This is a genomic window from Pedobacter sp. KACC 23697 (assembly GCF_045348445.1).
GTDB lineage: Bacteria > Bacteroidota > Bacteroidia > Sphingobacteriales > Sphingobacteriaceae > Pedobacter.
The window spans coordinates 3800660-3815095 of sequence record NZ_CP157485.1 but is presented as its reverse complement, the minus strand read 5'-3'; the positions used below and the strand labels follow the sequence as shown (position 1 = coordinate 3815095).

12 protein-coding genes are annotated in these 14436 nt (G+C 38.8%); 9 read left to right on the top strand and 3 right to left on the bottom strand.

What is annotated here, in order from left to right:
- Nucleotides 1-259: 259 nt before the first annotated feature.
- Nucleotides 260-1222 (bottom strand): hypothetical protein, encoded by a 963-nt coding sequence (locus tag ABEG20_RS15315; protein ID WP_406824158.1) that lies wholly within the window; start codon nucleotides 1220-1222, stop codon nucleotides 260-262.
- A 124-nt stretch (nucleotides 1223-1346) separates the two neighbouring features.
- On the opposite strand from ABEG20_RS15315, the gene ABEG20_RS15310 reads away from it, so the two are divergent.
- The 8 genes from ABEG20_RS15310 to ABEG20_RS15275 all read left to right on the top strand — a co-directional run bounded on the left by ABEG20_RS15310 (nucleotide 1347) and on the right by ABEG20_RS15275 (nucleotide 10453).
- Entirely contained in the window at nucleotides 1347-1781 is a 435-nt protein-coding gene (locus ABEG20_RS15310; RefSeq protein ID WP_205058158.1) for a MarR family winged helix-turn-helix transcriptional regulator, read from the top strand.
- A 77-nt stretch (nucleotides 1782-1858) separates the two neighbouring features.
- The gene (locus ABEG20_RS15305) at nucleotides 1859-4264 is read left to right on the top strand and encodes a 3-hydroxyacyl-CoA dehydrogenase NAD-binding domain-containing protein (protein ID WP_406824157.1); all 2406 of its coding nucleotides are present in this window, start codon (nucleotides 1859-1861) and stop codon (nucleotides 4262-4264) included.
- A 133-nt stretch (nucleotides 4265-4397) separates the two neighbouring features.
- Nucleotides 4398-5573, top strand: a complete 1176-nt coding sequence (locus ABEG20_RS15300; protein WP_406824156.1) for an acetyl-CoA C-acyltransferase — start codon at nucleotides 4398-4400, stop codon at nucleotides 5571-5573.
- 154 nt (nucleotides 5574-5727) lie between these two features.
- Nucleotides 5728-7521, top strand: a complete 1794-nt coding sequence (locus ABEG20_RS15295; protein WP_406824155.1) for an acyl-CoA dehydrogenase family protein — start codon at nucleotides 5728-5730, stop codon at nucleotides 7519-7521.
- A gap of 384 nt (nucleotides 7522-7905) precedes the next feature.
- Nucleotides 7906-8352: an FKBP-type peptidyl-prolyl cis-trans isomerase gene (locus ABEG20_RS15290; RefSeq protein ID WP_387507466.1), complete on the top strand. Its 447-nt coding sequence runs from the start codon at nucleotides 7906-7908 to the stop codon at nucleotides 8350-8352.
- Nucleotides 8353-8480: 128 nt separating this feature from the next.
- On the top strand, nucleotides 8481-8969 hold the full coding sequence (locus ABEG20_RS15285; protein WP_406824154.1) for an FKBP-type peptidyl-prolyl cis-trans isomerase: 489 nt from the start codon (nucleotides 8481-8483) through the stop codon (nucleotides 8967-8969).
- Nucleotides 8970-8972: 3 nt separating this feature from the next.
- Nucleotides 8973-9848, top strand: coding sequence for an FKBP-type peptidyl-prolyl cis-trans isomerase (locus ABEG20_RS15280; RefSeq protein ID WP_406824153.1), 876 nt, complete (start codon nucleotides 8973-8975; stop codon nucleotides 9846-9848).
- Nucleotides 9849-9970: 122 nt separating this feature from the next.
- Nucleotides 9971-10453 (top strand): hypothetical protein, encoded by a 483-nt coding sequence (locus tag ABEG20_RS15275; RefSeq protein ID WP_406824152.1) that lies wholly within the window; start codon nucleotides 9971-9973, stop codon nucleotides 10451-10453.
- A gap of 97 nt (nucleotides 10454-10550) precedes the next feature.
- Here ABEG20_RS15275 and ABEG20_RS15270 read toward each other — a convergent pair whose 3' ends face one another.
- Nucleotides 10551-11852 (bottom strand): cryptochrome/photolyase family protein, encoded by a 1302-nt coding sequence (locus ABEG20_RS15270; RefSeq protein ID WP_406824151.1) that lies wholly within the window; start codon nucleotides 11850-11852, stop codon nucleotides 10551-10553.
- Between the two features lie 150 nt (nucleotides 11853-12002).
- On the bottom strand, nucleotides 12003-12905 hold the full coding sequence (locus tag ABEG20_RS15265) for a TIGR01777 family oxidoreductase (protein WP_406824150.1): 903 nt from the start codon (nucleotides 12903-12905) through the stop codon (nucleotides 12003-12005).
- A 168-nt stretch (nucleotides 12906-13073) separates the two neighbouring features.
- Here ABEG20_RS15265 and ABEG20_RS15260 point away from each other — a divergent pair, with 168 nt between their 5' ends.
- Entirely contained in the window at nucleotides 13074-14348 is a 1275-nt protein-coding gene (locus ABEG20_RS15260) for a DASH family cryptochrome (RefSeq protein WP_406824149.1), read from the top strand.
- Nucleotides 14349-14436 lie beyond the last annotated feature (88 nt).

The following is a 14436-nucleotide window of genomic DNA, read 5'->3' as shown; positions in this document are numbered from 1 at the left end:
AAAGTATAATGAAGGATTTTTCTTAGGCCAATTTTAATGCAATCGTCATGCTGAATTTATTTCAGCATCTTTTTTAGCAGGAAAGACCCTAAAACAAATTTCAAAGTAGCCTGTAAAGCAAATTGTCATCCTGAACGCAGTGAAGGATCTTTCTTATCATGACTCTATTGGATCGTGAAATTTATAAGATGGCAGGCCTTGTTTAAGGATTCTTCACTGTGTTAGAATTACAGCATAACAATTGGTATTTGAACTCAACTTATTTAAGCGAAACAATCACCTTTTTAATCTCGCTTAAATCATTCATCTCAAAATTTGGTGATTGCGGGTAAAAACGCTGATAAATAATTTTATCATCCCTGCTATCATATACGCTTATTATCTTATCGTTAGACCGTTGGGTGTAAACCAGGTATTTCACAGGAGCAGTTTTATTAAGTATTAAACTATCCAACGCTTCGTACGATACGAATTTAAATTTGTAATTATAAGGTTCAGCTATGATACCTGAAGGGGGTAAAAGAGTTAATCTTGAAGAAAAAACTTGCTTAATATATTCAGGTATGTAAAGCGTTTCCCTGGCCAGTTCCGGTAAGCGTACCTTATTGTAAAATTGGTAATCTATATTACAGTTTTGATTGGCGAGCAATCCGTCATTAATCTGTTTCAAGTAACCCGTTAAAAAGCCTGGCGACCAGTTAAAGAAACTGGACTTGTTATATAAATAGGATAAAATATTATTTTTCACACTTTTTTTGGTGCCGTATTGTTGATCCTGCGTTTCCACCAGTAGATTGGTGTTCGGATCAGCAAAAATTGCTACAGTGGCTAATGTGCTTTCTTCTTTTACCTTGGGTTTTTTAGATGGCGTTAATAATTTCAGTGCATAGATAATATTTACATTGCTGGTGCTGTCTGACTTCTCGGCATAAGCGTCAAAATAAAAAACAGAATAGTTGGCAAGCGTATCATAATGGGCCAGCTCTTCTGGCTTAATAATCTTATACGACGTAATTGTCCAGTTTTTTTTAATGGCCTGATCAAATTTTTCCAGCTCAGCATAATCCGCATACTGAAAAGTAAATAAGGTGGTTGTTTTTTTGAAAACCTCCAGTTTTTGACTGTTTAAAAGGGATTCTCCCAAATAAGAAACCTGACTTTGGCATATGGTAGCCCATAAAATAAAGAAACTAAACAAGAGTATTTGTTTTACTTTAAACATATTACGTGTTTTCTTTTGTGCATGACTATGATAAGAAAAATTTAACAAATATTTTGAGTTTTTCTATTGCATTAACAAAATACATTCATTAGCTTTGTTATGCAAGCATAATAAATTAGTGAAAATGAAACAACAACAAACCATAGATTATCATGTAAAGTTTGCCTGGCAAAATATGTTTAATAAGTATAATCAGATGGCATCCGGTTTCGGGATTACCCAGGCTATTGGTTATATGCTTATTAATATAGATGATGTTGAGGGGACTGCGGTTTCAAATTTAGCGGGCTTGCTTGGTGTTAAGGCAACCAGTTTATCGCGAATGTTAAACAACATGGAAGAGGCTAACCTTATTTTCCGCGAAACATCAGTAGGCGATAAACGTTCGGTAAAGGTTTTTCTAACTGACTTTGGTAAAGAGAAAAAACAGTTGGCCAAGGGAGTTGTTCGGAAATTTAATGAATATCTTGATGAGCATTTCTCGAAAAAAGAAAAAGAGACCTTTATTAACCTGCTGATCAAATTAAATGATATTACAGTAGCCTATACTGTAGATTAATAAATAGAGTAATCAAACCTGTTTGGTAGGTAACTTCTTAAATTGTTTCTATCAGACTAATGAAAAGCAAATAGATAATGAAACGAAGCATTAATAAAGTTGCAGTCTTAGGGTCGGGTATTATGGGTTCGCGTATTGCATGCCACTTCGCCAATATTGGTGTTGAGGTATTGTTGTTGGATATCGCGCCAAAAGAACTGAGCCCCGAGGAGCAGGCAAAAGGATTAACATTGGACAACCCCGCTGTAAAAAACCGGATTGTAAATACTGCTTTGCAAACGGCTGTGAAAACAAACCCATCGCCGGTTTATACCAAAAAAGCATTAAATAAGATCAAAACCGGAAACTTCGGTGATGATATGTCTAAAATTTCCGGTTATGATTGGGTAATTGAGGTCGTTGTTGAAAATCTTGATATCAAGAAAAAAGTTTTCGAACAGGTAGAGCAATTCCGCAAACCAGGTACTTTAATTACATCAAATACTTCTGGTATTCCTATTCATTTAATGGCTGAGGGAAGAAGTGAAGATTTTAAATCACATTTCTGTGGAACACACTTTTTCAATCCTCCGCGTTATTTAAAATTATTGGAAATTATCCCTACACCATACACAAAGCCTGAAATTGTTGATTTCCTGATGCATTACGGTGATAAGTTCTTAGGAAAAACTACCGTTTTATGTAAAGACACCCCGGCTTTTATTGCGAACAGGGTAGGTGTTTATTCGATTATGGCACTCTTGCATTTAGTCGATAAATTGGATTTAACAGTAGAGGAGGTTGATAAATTTACAGGGCCGGCATTAGGTAGGCCAAAATCGGCTACTTTCCGCACGTCGGATGTTGTGGGTTTAGATACCATGATCAAAGTGGCTAAAGGGCTATATGATAACTGCCCGGATGATAAAGCGCACGATTTGTTTAAACTTCCGGCATACGTGCAGAAAATGGAAGAGAACAAATGGCTTGGCGATAAAACCAAACAGGGCTTCTATAAAAAAACGAAAACTGCTGACGGTAAAACCGAAATCCTGGCATTAGATTTAAAAACCCTTGAATATAAGCCTCAGCAAAAAATAAAATCGGCGACTTTAGAAATGACTAAACCGGTGGAGAACCTTCGTGAGCGGATGAAGATTTTCGCCAAGGGAAAAGACAAAGCCGGCGAATTGTTTCGCCATTCTTCATTTGGTTTATTTGAATATGTATCAGATCGGATCCCTGAAATTTCTGATGAACTGTATCGTATTGACGATGCCATGCGGGCCGGTTTTGGCTGGGAACTTGGTCCTTTCGAATTGTGGGATGCCGTTGGCGTAAAGGAAGGTATCGAGGGAATGGAGCAATATGGTAATAAAGCCGCAGCATGGGTACAAGAAATGTTAGACGCCGGAAATACCTCATTTTATAAAGTAGAGAACGGTATTAAAAAATATTATGATATCCCTTCTAAAAGTTATAAAGCTTTACCTGGAACAGATGAGTTTATCATTCTGGATAACCTTCGCGAAAATAAAACGCTTTGGAAAAATTCCGGGGTCTCCATTATCGATCTGGGCGATGGCATTCTGAATGTAGAATTTCACACTAAAATGAATACCATTGGCGGTGATGTAATTTCAGGAATCAATAAAGCCATCGATATGGCGGAGAAAGATTATCGCGGTTTGGTTATCGGCAATGATGGTGCAAATTTTTCTGCCGGTGCTAACGTAGGGATGATTTTTATGATGGCGGTAGAACAGGAATGGGACGAGTTGAACATGGCGATCCGCATGTTCCAGAATACCTCGATGCGTATCCGTTATTCCTCTATCCCGGTTGTGGTAGCCCCACATAATTTAACCTTGGGCGGTGGTTGCGAGTTCAGTCTACACGCCGATCATGTGCAGCTTTCTGCCGAAACCTATATGGGACTGGTAGAGTTTGGCGTGGGTGTTATCCCAGGTGGTGGCGGTACCAAAGAGTTTGCTTTGCGTGCATCTGATGAATATAAAGATGATCAAATTGTGCAGAATGCCCTGAAAGATCGTTTCTTAACCATCGGAATGGCAAAAGTTTCTACTTCAGGTTACGAAGCTTACGAACTGGGTTATCTGCAAAAAGATAAATTCTCGATCTCGATGAACCGGAACCGTTTATTGGCCGATGCAAAAGCTAAAGCCATAGAACTTGCCGATGCTGGTTACACGAAACCCGTACAAAGGAACGATATTAAAGTATTAGGAAAGCAAGGTTTGGGAATTGTGTATGCCGGTGCAAATAGCATGTATGCCGGGCATTTCATTTCTGAACACGATAAAAAAATCTCTGAGAAATTAGGTTATGTAATGTGTGGTGGCGATTTATCTGCGCCAACAGAGGTAACTGAACAATACTTATTGGATCTGGAAAGGGAGGCATTTTTATCACTCGCAGGAGAAAGGAAGTCGTTAGAACGGATTCAGAGTATTATTACAAAAGGGAAGCCGTTGAGAAACTAGTAGGATTTGTGCAGGTCGTCACCCTGAATTTATTTCAGGGTCTTTACAGGATAGATGCTGAAACAAGTTCAGCATGACGGGCGTAAAAAATTAAAAAGATAATATTGGCTATTGCCATAAAAATACTTAAACAATGGAAGCATATATTATAGCCGGATATCGTACAGCAGTGGGTAAAGCACCCCGTGGCGTATTCCGTTTTACAAGAGCTGATGATTTAGCCGCAGAGGTTATCAGGGCTTTAGTGGCATCGGTTCCGAATTTAGATAACGAACAGATTGATGATGTAATAGTGGGTAATGCTACACCAGAGGCAGAGCAAGGGCTCAACATTGGCCGGATGATTTCGCTAATGGGCCTGGATACCGATAAAGTTCCGGGTGTTACCGTAAACCGTTACTGCGCATCGGGTTTAGATACCATTGCCACAGCAGTTGCCAAAATTAAGGCTGGCATGGCCGATTGTATCATTGCCGGTGGGGTAGAGGTAATGAGTGGAATGCCTTTTGGCGGATGGAAGCTCGTGCCTAACGCAGAGGTCGCAAAAAACAATCCGGACTGGTATTGGGGTATGGGTTTAACCGCCGAAGCCGTAGCCAAAGAATATGACATAAGCCGTGAAGATCAGGATGCCTTTTCATTAAAATCTCATGAAAAAGCTATTCACGCGATAAAAAATGGTCATTTAAAAGATGGAATCCTGCCGATAACGGTAAACGAAAACTATCTGGATGACAACCTTAAAAAGAAAACCCGTTCTTATGTGGTTGATACCGATGAGGGGCCACGTGCAGATACAACGCTGGAAAAGTTGGCTAAACTGAAACCTGTATTTGATGCGGTGGGAAGTGTAACCGCTGGTAATTCATCGCAAACATCAGATGGAGCTGCTTTTGTTTTGGTGGTGTCTGAAAAGAAAATGAAGGAATTAAATGCCGAGCCGATTGCCAGGTTGGTAAGTTACGGTGTTGCAGGTGTTCCGCCCCGCATTATGGGCATTGGTCCGATTGAGGCAATTCCAAAAGCATTGAAACAAGCCGGTTTGAAAAAGGAAGATATCGATTTAATCGAGCTGAATGAAGCCTTTGCCTCACAATCTTTAGCGGTAATCAGAACACTGGATTTAAACCCCGACGTGATTAATGTAAACGGTGGAGCAATTGCCCTGGGCCATCCACTGGGTTGTACCGGAGCAAAACTGACTGTGCAGATCATGAACGAGCTAAAGAGACAGAACAAAAAATACGGAATGGTAACCATGTGCGTAGGAACCGGGCAAGGGGCCGCAGGAATTTTTGAACTTTTATAGACGTGAGAAGCTAGATATGAGATTTGAGACAATGCGGTTCGATCAAAAAAACTCAAATCTCACATCTAATATCTCAAAACTCATACAAAAATGATTTGAGTTTGAATTTGGGCAGGTCTCAAATCTCAAATCTCATTTCTCAAATCTCATAACAATGGAAACAACTGAAAAAAAGACAATTAAAGGTGGAGAATTCTTAATTAAGGATACCACTTATCAGGAAGTATTTATACCTGAAGAATTTGACGAAGAGCAGCAGATGATTGCACAGACTTGTCGCGATTTTCTGGCAGCAGAGGTTTATCCGAATTTAGATAAAATTGATAAGCAGGAAGATCCTGAACTGATGCCAACACTTTTAACCAAAGCTGGCGAACTGGGTATTTTAGGCGTTTCGGTTCCTGAAGAATATGGAGGTTTTGGTAAAAACTTCAATACTTCCATGTTGGTTGCAGATGTAGTTGGTGCCGGACACTCTTTTGCCGTTGCGCTTTCTGCTCACACCGGAATTGGTACACTACCCATTTTATATTATGGTAACGAAGAACAAAAAGCAAAGTATATTCCTAAACTCGGTTCGGGTGAATGGAAAGCTGCTTATTGTTTAACTGAACCAAATTCCGGTTCAGATGCAAACTCTGGCAAAACGAAGGCCAAATTGAGCGATGATGGTAAACATTATATTATCAATGGTCAGAAAATGTGGATCACCAACGGTGGTTTCGCCGATATTTTTATTGTTTTTGCGAAAATTGATGATGACAAGAACTTAACCGCATTTATTGTAGAGAAAGGTTTTGGTGGCATAACCATGAACCCGGAAGAGCACAAGATGGGTATTAAGGGTTCATCAACACGTCAGGTTTTCTTTAACGATTGCCCGGTGCCTGTTGAGAACATGTTAAGTGAACGTGAAAACGGTTTCAAAATCGCAGTAAATATCTTAAATATTGGCCGGATCAAATTATCCGCGGCAGCTATCGGAGCATCCAAAGCCACTTTAAATACCGCCATTAATTATTCAAATGAGCGGATCCAGTTTGGACGTCCGATTTCTAAATACGGTGCCATTCGTTTTAAAATTGCAGAAATTGCGGCTAAGCTTTATGCAGTTGATGCGGCAAACTATCGCGCAGGGCAAAATATTGATGATACTTATGATCAACTGGTTGCAGGTGGAATGGAATCTGGTAAAGCCAGGCTGAAATCGGTTGAGCAGTTCGCGGTAGAGTGTGCCATTTTAAAAGTATGGGGCTCTGAAGCTTTAGATTATACGGTAGATGAAGGTGTGCAGATTTACGGTGGTATGGGCTTTAGCGCCGATGCACCAATGGACAGGGCTTACCGCGATGCCCGGATCAACCGGATTTTTGAAGGTACAAACGAAATTAACCGCCTGCTAACGGTTGATATGATGTTGAAACGCGCCATGAAAGGTGAGCTTGATTTGATGACGCCTGCTACTGCAGTTGCTGCCGAACTGATGAGCATCCCTGATTTTGGTGAAGAAGATGATACCTTATTTGCAGCAGAGAAAAAAGTACTTTCCAATCTGAAAAAAGCAACGTTAATGGTGGCTGGTGCTGCGGTTCAAAAATTGATGATGACCCTAAGCAAGGAACAGGAAATTTTAATGAACATTGCCGACATGGCCAGTTACGTTTATGTACTTGAATCGGCTTTGCTAAGGACGGAAAAACTGGTACATACACGAGGTGAAGAAGCATGTGCAGGTCAGCTCGATTTATTGCGGATTTACATGGTGGAAGCCGTAGATGGTATAGCCAAAGCGGGTAAAGAAGCACTTTGGGCTTTTGCAGAAGGCGATGAACTACGTATGATGCAGGTAGGTTTACGTCGTTTTACAAAAGTAGAACCTTTTAATGTTAAAGATGCCCGTCAAAGAGTTGCACAGCAGCTGATTGAGGCAAATAAATATATTTTTTAAGGTAGGTTTAGGGTGTAGGGCTTAAGGTTTAGGGTTTGGGTGCATTAACTCAAGCGCTAAACCTTTTTTTATTCTACATAAGGCTATAATATGCTGTCATGCTGAGGTACGAAGTGACAGGACATCAGTAGAATGGTAGTCATCTCGACTGTAGCACAGCGAAATGGAGAGATCTATCTAGGCAGATTTTGCTTCGCAGAGCCTTCGGGTTCTCGACTGCGTTGCAAGCAGCTCAAAATGATTGTAACTTGAGAGATTTTTTTACAAGTAAATTGATTACAGTCGCTTATATTGATTTTTATGTGGCAAATTAAAACTCAGCATGACAGCTGTTGAAAAAATAATAAGTCCTTAGCTTTATGATATTAAATCCTATTTTCGCATATGATTAAATTTAGATTCCTCACCATACTCTTTTTATGTGTAGCTGCAGTTTCATCTTGTAAAAAGGATGAAGATCCGGAAAAACAGATCACCGATTTTATCAAAAAAAATAATATCAATGCGGTTAGAGACAATTCTGGTTTATATTATCAGATTATTAAACCTGGTTCGGGTTCGTTTACTTATCCGGGTAATACCAAAATCACCATTAAATACGAAGGCAGGTTGTTAGATGGAAGTGTATTTGATAATGGCGGCGGAAAAGAACAGACCTTTAATCTGGCAGAATTAATCCAGGGCTGGAGAATAGGCATTCCTAAAATCCAGAAAGGTGGCGAAATCAGATTGATTGTTCCACCGGGTTTGGGCTATGGCAGTAGTTCGGTAGGCCCCATCCCCGGAAATTCGGTGTTGGATTTTAATATCCAACTATCAAACGTACAATAAGCATAAGATTAAAGGCGAAAGACCAAAGCAGCGATTTTTATTTTCACGATAAGTCTGTTTTTTAAGTGCAACAATTGTTAAAATAGGTTAAAAATTGTTGCAACCACATTAAAAGCTTATTTTTGCGGATGATGGTTAAGTTTAAATATTTTATATTTTTAATTTGCCTTGCAGGATGTTTTACCGCCTGTAAGAAAGATGTATCTTTTGAAGATAATTACGACCCTACTCCACAATTTAAAGCAGATACAACTGCTATAGCTGCTTTTGTGAAGACGAATAATATTTCGGGGACAAAAGATGCAAGCGGTATTTTTTATCAGATTATAGCTCCCGGCTCAGGAAATGTAACTTATTCAACTTCTACCGTAATCTCTGCAGATTATGAAGGGAGATTGTTGAACGGTACTATCTTTGAAAGTACCAAAGGGAGCCCCGCCACTTTTAGACTTGGAGATGTTATTTTAGGTTGGCAGTTTGGAATACAAAAAATACAAAAAGGCGGTAAAATCAGATTAATTATCCCATCCTATTATGCTTACGGAAACCGTGCATCAGGCGGTATTCCTGCAAATTCAGTACTGGACTTTACGATAACACTTACAGACGTACAATAATAAATGAACAAATTTACTAAACTTGGCCTATTCGCAATTTTACTGGTAACCGTCGTTTTCAGCTCATGCAAAAAAGAATATGAGTCAATTGAAAGCACAGATGATGCAGCTATTCAAGCCTACTTGAAAAAAAATAATCTTAATTTCGATAAAGATCCGACTAAAGGTTATTATTTTAAAATCAATACACAGGGTACGGGCAGTAAGGTCGCAAATCAGGATTCGGTTTATTATACTTATACTTTCAAAACATTATCAGGGCAAGTTTTACAGCAAACCTCTGATTTAATGATCCTAGGTACTTATTTAGGATATACGGATCAATTCATGATCAATAGTAATACTGTAAATTATGTTTTTGCCCCTGTAAGAGAAGTATTGTCAAAATTGAATCGAGGTGGGAAAGCTACTTTAATTATGCCATCGCATTTAGCTTTTGGTAAAAATGGATTGAGCGCTTTAAATATAGGTTCAAATGAAAATATTATAGTTGATTTAGTGATGTACAACGAATCGAAGAGACATGAGATTGATGAATTGGAAATCAACAAATTTATTGCTAATAATAATTTGACGCTAATTAAAGACCCTTCAAGAGCTCGTTATAGCATTATTACACCTGGAACTGGAACGGATGCCATTAGCCTGACATCTACAATAGTTGCCAATTATACAGTAAGATATCTTGATGGAACGGTGTTGCAAACTAGTACAGATGGAAGTTTTAGCAGTGTTTTAAGCGACTTATATAAAGGATGGCAAATAATTTTACCTGGTAAGGTGACGGCTGGTGGAAAACTTCGTCTGATTATACCTTCTGATTTAGCTAATGGGAGACCTTTAGATTTCGATATAGAAATTGTAAAGGTTACGAATTAAATAACCTATTAGTTATTATGAAGTGCCCAACCATTGGTCGGGCATTTTTTTTTGCTTTTAATTTTCTTAACTTATTTTTTAGGTGTATGTTTGGTGTGTAAGGGAAAACATACAAAAACAATATGGAAAATAATCTAAAAATTAAGCTTTTACCTCTCTTATTCATTTTTGTATTTTCAACTTTAGGTTTGAAAGCACAAAATATTACCTTAAGTGAAGGGAATTTTTATCGAGATGATAGTAATGGAAAAATTTATTGGTGTTTTGTAGGGAAACTAAGGCATGTAGAATCTATTGAAACATTTAATGGATTATTCGATAATGCTAGCAATTATGTGTTTCATACAAACGGTATATCTCCAAATCTTATTGGAGACCCTCTAGTCTTAGATAATGGATTAATCAATGATGTAAATACTGGAAAAGTATATTTTAGGAGATCTAATTATATACATTATATTAGTTCTGCAGAAGCATTTAATACCTACCACTTTAGTTGGGCAGCAATAACAGATGTTAATGGCATTGGATCTTACACTCCGAGAGGGCCACTTCCTATAAATTACGTTTCTTCGTATCAATGGTCATTTAATCCTACTTACTAATTAAAATTCTTAAAATCTTTCCCTTGCAACGTATGCTCAACTATTAGTTGGGCATATTTTTCTAAAATATTGGATTTCGATATCGAAATAGTAAGTGTTACGAATTAGATAAAGCCTCTTTAAAAACTTTTAAAACCCTTTCCCTTGCAAAAGTATGCTCAACAATTGGTTGGGCATATTTTTTTGTGCCAAATTCTGGTACCCACTTTTTAATATATTCAAATTTGGGGTCAAATTTTTTGGTTTGTAGTTCAGGATTAAACACCCTGAAATAAGGTGCTGCATCGTTTCCTGATCCTGCGGCCCATTGCCAGCCACCAACATTACTGGCCATTTCATAATCCAGTAATTTTTCGGCAAAGTAAGTTTCGCCCCAGCGCCAGTCGATCAGTAAATGTTTGGTTAAAAAACTGCCCACAATCATCCTTACGCGGTTATGCATCCATCCGGTTTGGTTCAGCTGGCGCATGCCTGCATCAACAATCGGGTAGCCGGTATTGCCCTCACGCCAGGCCTTAAATTCATCCTCGTTATTGCGCCATTTAATTTTGTCATATTGTTTTTTAAACGAATCGAAAGCCGAATAGGGGAAGTGCCAGAGTATAGTCATGTAAAATTCCCGCCAGGCCAGTTCCGACAGCCAGACATTCGATTTTGCTTCCAATGCATCTTTAACGGCCTTGCGGATGCTTAAGGTTCCAAAACGCAGATGCAGGCCAATGTGTGTAGTGCCATCAAGTGCAGGGAAATCACGTTCTTTGGCATAATCATCAAGCTTTTTTTTATAATTTAATTTCGGAAAATCAAGCTTGCTCTTTTCAAAGCCCATTTCCTTTAAACCTGGGCTGGGCAGATGCTTTGTTTGTAACAGGTTTTTGAAATACTTTTTAGTTGGATATGGCTTTATATAAAAATCATTCAGTTTGGCATGCCACTGTTTATAAAAAGGGGTGAAAACGGTGTAAGGTGTTTTGTCTGCTTTTAAAATTTCGTTTTTCTCAAAGATCACCTGGTCTTTATAGGTTTTAAATACAATTTCTTCACTGGTTAAAAACTCGGCCATATTATCATCACGTTCACGGGCATAGGGTTCATAATCATGATTGGTATACACTTCTTTAACCTGGTATTCCTTTAAAATTTCCGGCCATATTTTCTCGGGTTTCCCGTATTTTACCAGTAAATCCGATCCCTGCTGCTGAAGTTCTTTTTTTAGCGCTTCAATGGTTTCATAAATGAAGGTTACACGTGCATCATCTTTTGCTAGTTTTTCCAGGATGTTCTTGTCAAAAATAAAAAGTGGCAAAACCGGATGATCGCCTTTCAGCGCATGATATAAAGCAGCATTATCTGCTAAACGTAGATCGCGGCGGAACCAGTGAATGGATATTGGAGTCATTTATTATACTATTAATAGAATCTAGATGTCTGAACGTTTAGAGATGGGCGTTTGGCGTATTAACGGATTATACATTAATATAGTTTTCAATTGGCAATTTGCAGTTAACAATTGGCAATTAATCCATTCGAACAATTATAGTCAGCTAATTTAACTATACAGCTCCTTCAAAGCATCATCCAAATGTGTAAATTTAAATTTGAATCCAGCATCTAAAATTTTTTGAGCCGAGGTGTTATTGCTCATCAAAACGGCATCTACGCGTTCGCCCAATAATAATTCCAATGCTTTTTTAGGGACTTTTATGGGCCAGAAAGGGCGGTGGAGCTGTTTGGCAATGGCTTTGGTTAAGGCGGCATTGGTTACCGGAAAAGGTGCGCAGGCATTGTAGCAGCCTTCCATTTTCAGGTTTTCGATGGCTTCGATATACATTTCAACCATATCGTCGATGTGTAGCCAGGGTGTCCATTGTTTTCCGGTGCCTAAACCGGCTCCAACAAATAATTTTACGGGTTTGTCCAATTGGGGTAATGCACCCCCATCATTGCTCAACACAATCCCGGTACGAAGTTTTACGATCCTGAGGCTTAATTTTTTGCCTTCATCTACCGCATCTTCCCAAAGTTTACAGCAATCTGCCAAAAAACCGTAACCTTTAGGGCTTTCTTCCGTTAAAATCTCATCACCGCAATCGCCATAAAACCCTACTGCCGAAGCAGATATGAACGATTTTAGCTGAAGGGCGGATTTAGATTTTATCGTTTTAAAGAGTAATTCGGTTGATTTTACACGGCTATCGATAATCTGCTTTTTGCGTTCATCCGTCCATTTTTTATCGGCAACCGGCTCACCAGCTAAATGAATGATGGTATCTACACCATTCAAACAGTCAGCCTCAATAGTTCCCTTATAAACATCCCACACAAAATTATTTGCATCGTTATCTTTTTTTCTCGAAAGTGTATTCACTTCATAACCCTTGTTCTGCAAGTGTTTTTTCAGTTCAGTACCCACAAGCCCTGTGGCGCCGGTAATCAGAATCTTTTTTGCCATGTTTTTTAAACACCAAAGAAGCAAAACGGTTTGTCGGATGGATTTTAAAATGCATTAATCTGGTTCTAATTCTTTTGTTTCCTATTTGTAAAGAATTACTTAGCGGTTGGAGGGAGAAGAAAAATAAGATAAATTTGTAAAGCGTTCTTACACCCTTTTCGATAAAAGATGTCCAAAAAAATTTTAGTCTGGTTTAGAAATGATCTTCGCTTGCATGATAACGAAATGCTGGTGGAAGCTATTGCTAAATCTGATTCGATTTTACCTGTTTACATTCTCGATCGCCGTTCTTTTGGCGAAACCAAATATGGTACCTTAAAAACGGGTAATATCAGAGCGCAGTTTATTTTAGAAAGTGTTTTAGGCTTACGCAATGCTTTAAAACAGATTGGTGGTAATTTGCTGATTGCTGAGGGTAGCCCGGAAGATATTATTCCTCAGCTTGTGCAGGAATATGAGATTACCGAAGTTTACCATCATCGTGAAGTTGCACGGGAAGAAACGCATATTTCTACGCTGGTAGAAAATGCACTCTGGAAATTACGGGTTAACCTGAAACATTTTATCGGTCATACCTTATATAATAAAGAAGATTTACCTTTTCCTATTAAGGATATTCCTGATGCTTTTAACCAGTTTAAAAAGAAAATTGAGCGTGATTCGATGATCAAACCCTGTTTTGCAGCGCCAGACCGGATTAACGTAGCAGAAGTGATTGACTGGGGTACCTTATCTTCTTTGGAAGACCTTGATCTTTTGCCCCAGCAAAAAGACCAGCGCGCAGATTTTGAATTTTGGGGAGGAGAAGCCGAAGGGTTGGCTCATCTTCAGAAGGTTATCATGGTCATGCAACAAGCTGCAACGACTAAGAATTTAATTCTTGCTTCTAAACTTTCGGCCTGGTTGGCTATGGGCAGTTTATCCCCGCGCAAAGTGTACTGGGAAATTAAAAAGATGGAAAGTGTACCTAATACCAAAGCAATGTTCAACCATATCTTATTAGGCCTGCTGTGGAGAGATTATTTCCGTTTTATGTTCAAAAAATACGGCAATACGTTTTTTAGTCCGGATGGATTTGGTAGCCAGGGCTTGGTTGATGTAGCAAACGAGCAGGAGAATTTTAATAAATGGCGCAATGCGCAAACTGGTTTTGCTGTGGTAGATGCGGTGATGACGGAGTTAAACCAAACCGGTTTTATTTCGAATATTGCCCGTCAAACAGCAGCGCTTTACCTGATCAATAATTTAGAGGTAAGCTGGGTTTTGGGAGCCGCCTATTTTGAAGAAAAACTGATTGATTACAATCCTGCCAGTAATTGGGGCAATTGGGCCAATGTAGCCGGAGTGGGTAATGATCAAAAATCAAAAAGTGTTTTCGATCTGGATAAAAATATCAAAAATCTTGACCCCAAAGGCAATTACGCCATAACTTGGGCATCATAGTTGTGAGGATTGAGTGGTGAAGATGATTATGCAGAGAATATGTGCATTCAGGTAATTGAATTTTAGCAGATTCTGCCCATTTTTTGTA